Below are 6,063 nucleotides of genomic sequence, written 5' to 3'. Positions count from 1 at the left end.
GGCCAGCAGGGCACCATGCAGAACGGGACCATGCAGGGCCAGGGCAACATGCAGGGCTCCACCATACAGGGTCAGGGCACGATGCAGAACGGGACTATGCAGGGCAGCAGCATGCAGGGTCAGGGAACGATGCAGGGCGGGACGATGCAGAGCGGCACCATGCAGAACAGCGGCACGCAGAACGGCAACTGGAGCAACACCTCCAGCAGCCGCCGCTCCATGCAGGTGAGCAAGGACCAGTAGCGCACGCCGGCCCGCGCCCGCGGTTCGGGCGCGGAGAACCGGGCGGCGGCCGCTCCCGCGCGTTCAGCGGGGCGGCCGCGGCCTCCTTGCAAGTGGTGAGATGATGGAGATGCGTTTCTTCCGGCATGCCGTGCTCGCGCTGGCGGCCCTGGCCGCCATGCCCGCCGCCGCGCAGGACCCGCCGGACCGCCAGGCGTCCGCCGCCGCATCCCTCGCCGGGGCCGCGTCGGTCACGGCGTCAGGAGAGATGACGGCGACACCGTCTGCCCCGCGGGACAGCGGGCTCGTGCGGATTTCGCCGCGCGCGTCCGCGGCGGCGGGGAGCGTGCGGGCGGCGGCGGACCGGTCCACGGCCCTGCGCGTGCTCGTGTCCGTGGACGAGCGGCGGCTGTGGCTGGTGCAGGGCCGCGACACCCTGTTCCGCGCACCCGTGGCCGTGGGGACGGGGCGCACGCTGCGCCACGGCGAGCGCGCGTGGCGGTTCGAGACGCCGCGCAGCGTGCGCCAGGTGCTCAGCAAGCAGACCAACCCCGTGTGGACGCCGCCGGACTGGCACTACGCCGAGCTGGCGGCCGACAGCGGCTGGACGCTCGTGCAGCTGGAGCGCGGCCGCCCCACGCCCCTGCCCGACGGCGGCCGCCTGGAGGTGCGCGGGGACCGCATCGCCCACGTGCATGCCAACGGGGGGATGGAGCTCATCCCCGAGGACGAGGAGGTGATCTTCGGGACCACGCTCTACGCGCCGCCGCTGGGCACGCGCAACCGCCGCGTCGCCGGCGAGCTGGGCGCGTACAAGCTGGACCTGGGCGGCGGGTACATGCTGCACGGCACGCCGCACAAGGCGTCCATCGGCCAGGCGGCCACGCACGGCTGCATTCGCCTGGACGACGATGCCATCGCGTACCTGTACCAGAACGTGCCCGTCGGCACACCCGTCTACATCTTCTGAGCGGTGTCGGCAGACGCTCCGCGATTCGCCGCGCGATTGTCATCCCGCAAAGCCTCCGTCGCCGCCAGGGTTCCATCGTGACGACGGTCCGCGCCGCGGCTCCTCAGAGGGTGCTGCCAAACCAACCTTGGATGGAGGCCGAGGAGCGTCATCCTGAGGGAGCGCCGCGCGTAACCTGAACGCAGACAGAACCTTGGCGCGACCGAAGGATCTTGTGTGCGAAACTCGAACGCGGCTTCCGTGCACGGGGGCCGCCGCAGAGTTTCGCGGGCAAGATCCTTCGTCGCCGCCAAAGATCACGTTCGGGCAGGGACCACGCGGCGGCTCCTCAGGATGACGCGGCCCGAAGCGCGAGGTTTGGCAACACCCTCTCAGGATGACCATGGCGGGACGCGCGGGATGAAGTGCTTCAACCGCGGATCGGAACGATCGAGGTCCCGCCCGGTTCTCCGCCGGGCGGGATTTCGCATTCCGGGAGCGATGTGCCGGCGGGGGGACGGCGGGTGTCCTCTCGCGGGTCCACCCCGCATGAAGGGCCGGACTCGCCGAACATGGCAGATCAACCAGGAAACACACGGCCTACGTAGCAGATTCGGACGAACGGAGTATCAGCGGCGGAGTGGTCCCGGACTTGTATGGGTCCGTTGCCGAAGCCGGGCACGCTGGTGTGCCTGGCCGTAACGGAACCCCGTTGGAGCAATGAAGAGAACCGTATCGATGTCCGCCGTGGCGGCCGCCGCCGTGCTTGCCCTGTCCAGCACGGCTAACGCGCAGGTGTTCACGCCCAGCTACCAGGCCCCCGTGCCGATGAACGACCTGGGCGTGTACCTGAGCGACTCGCCCGGCGACCTCACGCTGGAGGGGATCTGGCGCAGCGGCCCCGTGGGGCTGCGCGTGGGCTACGTGGACGCCGAGCCGGACGGGCTGATCTCGGTGGGCGGCGAGGTGCGCTCGCCCATCGCCACGTCGGCGCCCATCGACGTGGCGTTCACGGCGGGCGCGCAGGGCCTCATCGGCGACGTGGACGCGCTGGGCCTGCAGGCGGGCCTGAGCATCGGCAAGCGCTTCGTGAACCCGGGGCTGGCGCTCACGCCGTACATCCACCCCCGCATTGCCCTGATCGACGGCCTCCTCCAGGACGACGACTGGGACACGGAGCTGCTGGCCGAGCTGGGTCTGGACGCCGAGTTCTCGCAGAACCTCATCTTTCGCCTGAGCGTGGGCCTGAGCGACCAGACGCCGGACGTGGGCGTGGGCCTGGCCTGGCGGCGGTGAAGTGCGTGAGTGCGGAAGTGCGTTAGTGCGTTAGTGCGGGAGTGAACTGGAGATCACGGGCGAAGATCCCGGCCGGGAGCACCGGCCGGGGTCTTCGTCCTTCATCCGCGGATCAGCAGGGGAGGCCCGTGCAGTTGTAGGTGCAGAAGTACGTGCACCGGAACTGCTGCGTATCCGGCGCGTGCGCCTGCACCGTGCCGCGCCCGCGCCCCTTCTCGTCCGCCTGCACCGCGAACGACTCCACCGCCAGCTCGTCGAGCTTGAGCTCCAGCTTACGCATCGCCGCATCTCCTGTCGTCACGTGGACCTGGACGGGACGGGACGGGCTGCCCGACGCACCCCGTCCGGCTGGCGTCTCAAGATGCCCGGATGGCGGCCGTTTGTCAGGAGCGCCGTTCGCGGATCAGCAGATGGCGAAGGCGCGGACGGGGAAGGTGCCCATCCCCTTAACCTTCACGGGGACGGCGAAAAAGCGGCTGCCGGAGCTGGGCAGGTCCGCCAGGTTGCACATGTGCTCGCAGATGGGGATGTCGCGGCCCAGCAGCACGCTGTGCACGGGACGCGTGCCCTCATCCACGCTGTCGATGTTGAACGAGTCGATGCCCACGATGGCCGCACCGGCGTCCGCCAGGTGCAGCGCGGCGGCCTCCGTGAGGTGCGGATGGCCCTCGAAGTACGCGTCCGTGCGCCAGTTGCGGTCCCAGCCCGTCTGGACGAGCACGGCCCGTCCGCGCACGTCCAGGTCCGCGAACGCCTCGGGGCCAATGGCGCGCCCGTCCAGCCGCGGGCGCACGACCACGCAGTCCACGTCCGCCAGCGACGTGAGCTGCAGCTCCGACAGGTCCTTGCCGTGCGCGTAGCGGTGGAACGGCGCGTCCACGTAGGTGCCCGTGTTGGCCACCATGTCGATGCGCCCGATCTGGAACTCCGTCCCCGGCGCGTAGCGCTCCTTCGACGCCTCGCGGCTCAGGTAGTCGCAGATGAGGGGCGCGGGCAGCCCCTTGTAGGTCACCATCCCCGATTCCACCGTGTGGCTCACGTCCACCAGTCTGCGCTCGCTCACCGCATCTCCCCTGATCGCGGTTGTCCGGTTGATCTGCCTCGCGACACGATAGCGCATCGCGCGCGGACGCGCCTCATCCCGCTCCGCCGAACGAAAGAGGCGGCGCGCAGTTCATGCGCGCCGCCCGAAGCGTGCCGGCGTTGCGTCAGCGCTTCAATCCGGCCACTGGCGGCACAGCAGCTGGGTGCTCGCCGCGGTGGTGGCGCCCTGGCTGTCGGCGACCGTGACGGTCACGTAGACGGTGTAGCCCAGGCTGCACGTTCCGAAGGCCTCCGGGTCCGGACTGGGGGCGGGGAAAGGGCCGCCGATGGTGTGACCCAGGCGCTTTTGGTACCAGCTCCACGTGTACGTGTAGCCGCCGCTCCCGCCGCTGGCCGAGGCGTAGCACGCGAACGATCCGCTTCCCATGTTGTTGCAGGAGACGCTGGCCGCGATCGACGACTCGGCGCGCGGCGCGTGGTCAAAGCCGGCGAGCGCGAGGACGGCGGGAATGGCGAGAAGAGCCCAGGCACGGCGCATCGCATCCTCCAGGAAACGGGTGAATTCCAAGGAAGGAGGAGGATACCGCGATTCGGCACCAGTGTCAATTAACGACATAAATGACGAAAGCATGGGAAGCAAGTGCGGGACGGGCCCGTGGAGCCGCCCCGCACGAACGCACTAACGCACTCCATCACCGCGGGTTGCGCGCGGCGATCGCATCAAGCCGCGTGCGGATCTCGCTCGCGGGGAGCCAGCGGCCGCGCGCCATCACGCCGGCGATGCGCTGCAGGTTGGCCTCGTGCGCCAGGGGATCGGCGTCCAGCAGCAGCAGGTCCGCGCGCCGGCCCACGGCGATGGTGCCGAACGCGTCCTGCCGCTGGAAGTACTGGCCCACGTTGCGCGTGCCCGTCACCAGGATCTCGTACGGCGACATGCCGGCGGCGCGCATCCGCGGGAACTCGCGGTGCAGCGAGAAGCCGGGCACGCTGAACTGCTGCGGCGCGTCCGTGCCCATCAGGATGCCCGCGCCGCCGCGGTGCAGCGCCGCCAGCACCTGCTGACGCGCCGCGATGGCCCGCCGCGCCGTCTCCAGGTCAAACCCGGCCGCCGCGCGGCGCTGGTTGTACCCGTTGATCCACTGCTGCAACGACTGCGTGGACGTGTACCGCAGCTCCGGAAACGCCAGCAGCGAATCCAGCGGCAGCGTGGTGTACAGCACCTCCCAAAGCGCCATCGTGGGCACCACCCACGCCCCCGCCTCGCGCGTGACGCGGATGGCGGAATCCAGCTTCACCGCGTCCATCGGTCCTTCGGCGCCACCGGCGTACTCCACGTAGCCGTCCACGTGGTCGAACGTCTCCTGCCCCATTCGCAGGGCGTGCATCAGCCCCACGTCCTCCGGCACGTGGCCGCCGAAGCGGATGCCCTCCTCCGCCGCCGTGCGCGCCATGGCGTCGTACTCCGGGCGGGTGAGGCCGGGGTGCACCTTGAGCAGGTCCCACCCCGCCGCGCGCTGCTCGCGCACCATCCGCACGGCCTGCTCGGGGCTGTTGACGGAGTTGCCGTTGAAGCTGGGGCCGGCCAGGTACAGCGTGGGCCCCCACAGCTCGCCGCGGCTGGTGCGCCGGCGCAGGTCCAGCTGGCCGTCCGCGCCGAGCATGCCGCGCACGGTGGTGATGCCGTTGGCCAGGTACAGGAACAGCACGTCCTCGGTGTACTGCGCCGGCGCGCCCGGCGGGGGCACGTGGCCGTGCATCTCCGCGAGGCCGGGGACGAGGTACTTGCCGCGCCCGTCGATGCGCCGCGCTCCGTTGGGGACGGCCACGGACGCGCTGGGCCCCACGGCCACGATGCGGTCGCCCTGCACCAGCACCGTGTGCCTGGGCAGCGCGCGCTCCGAGTCCATGGGGATGACGGTGACGTCCGTGAACGCCGTCACGTCGTCGGCGGCCTGCGCGCACGCGGCGTGGGGCAGGATGGCGGACAGCGCGAGCGCGGCGGCGAGGATGGGGCGGCGCGGGAGCGCGAGCTTCATCGGGGCGACCTCGGGAGGTGGATGGATGCGGATCGGCAGCACGGGGCCAGCACGCAACATTGCGCCGCACCATCGCCATGCGCCAGCAGCCTGGGGCGAACCGCGCGCGGCGGCGGATGGATGCAGGATGTGCGGGGCGAGATGAGGGCGGCGGATCGGCGGATCGGCGGATCGGCGGATCGGCGGATCGGCGGATCGGCGGATCGGACGGGATGGCGTGGATCGGCCGGTATCCAGCCCCGGCGATTGAAATCGCGGCACCGAAAACGTGATGTCGGCCTTCGCCGACAGCTCCTGCCGCGCACCGTCGAAGTGCAACGGGGTGAGGCCCGCGCCGCCAGGAGCGAATGAATTCGCCGCTGGAACATCGCGAAGTCCGCCTGCGTGGACTGCCCAGCGGAGGTTGATTCGCGTGCACCGGGGCGACCTTCGCGCGATCGTTCTCCCCTCTCCGCGAGGAACGAGCGGGGAGGGGTCGGGGGAGGGGCGGGTTGCTGCCGGCGGGAGCCTTCCCCG

Annotated in this window: 7 protein-coding genes; 3 read left to right on the top strand and 4 right to left on the bottom strand. The window is 70.8% G+C overall.

Going from position 1 to position 6,063, the window contains the following annotated elements; translation table 11 throughout:
- The 3 genes from VFZ20_RS29595 to VFZ20_RS29585 form a co-directional block, all read left to right on the top strand.
- On the top strand, nucleotides 1-243 hold a 243-nt coding region (locus VFZ20_RS29595), incomplete at its 5' end, for a hypothetical protein (RefSeq protein WP_329687569.1).
- 100 nt (nucleotides 244-343) lie between these two features.
- Nucleotides 344-1,192, top strand: a complete 849-nt coding sequence (locus VFZ20_RS29590; protein WP_329687568.1) for a L,D-transpeptidase — start codon at nucleotides 344-346, stop codon at nucleotides 1,190-1,192.
- A gap of 699 nt (nucleotides 1,193-1,891) precedes the next feature.
- Nucleotides 1,892-2,467, top strand: a complete 576-nt coding sequence (locus VFZ20_RS29585) for a hypothetical protein (RefSeq protein WP_329687567.1) — start codon at nucleotides 1,892-1,894, stop codon at nucleotides 2,465-2,467.
- Nucleotides 2,468-2,579: 112 nt separating this feature from the next.
- Here VFZ20_RS29585 and VFZ20_RS29580 read toward each other — a convergent pair whose 3' ends face one another.
- The 4 genes from VFZ20_RS29580 to VFZ20_RS29565 form a co-directional block, all read right to left on the bottom strand.
- Nucleotides 2,580-2,747 carry a hypothetical protein gene (locus VFZ20_RS29580; protein ID WP_329687566.1) on the bottom strand — a complete coding sequence of 56 codons (168 nt, stop codon included), beginning with the start codon at nucleotides 2,745-2,747 and terminating at the stop codon, nucleotides 2,580-2,582.
- A 123-nt stretch (nucleotides 2,748-2,870) separates the two neighbouring features.
- Nucleotides 2,871-3,482: a cyclase family protein gene (locus VFZ20_RS29575; RefSeq protein WP_414682959.1), complete on the bottom strand. Its 612-nt coding sequence runs from the start codon at nucleotides 3,480-3,482 to the stop codon at nucleotides 2,871-2,873.
- A gap of 201 nt (nucleotides 3,483-3,683) precedes the next feature.
- Entirely contained in the window at nucleotides 3,684-4,049 is a 366-nt protein-coding gene (locus VFZ20_RS29570) for a SprB repeat-containing protein (protein WP_329687564.1), read from the bottom strand.
- 154 nt (nucleotides 4,050-4,203) lie between these two features.
- Nucleotides 4,204-5,547: an amidohydrolase family protein gene (locus VFZ20_RS29565; protein ID WP_329687563.1), complete on the bottom strand. Its 1,344-nt coding sequence runs from the start codon at nucleotides 5,545-5,547 to the stop codon at nucleotides 4,204-4,206.
- Between the last annotated feature and the right edge of the window lie 516 nt (nucleotides 5,548-6,063).

Origin of the sequence: Longimicrobium sp. (assembly GCF_036280135.1) — a bacterium.
Lineage (GTDB): Bacteria > Gemmatimonadota > Gemmatimonadetes > Longimicrobiales > Longimicrobiaceae > Longimicrobium.
This window is presented reverse-complemented; position numbering and strand designations above follow the sequence as displayed.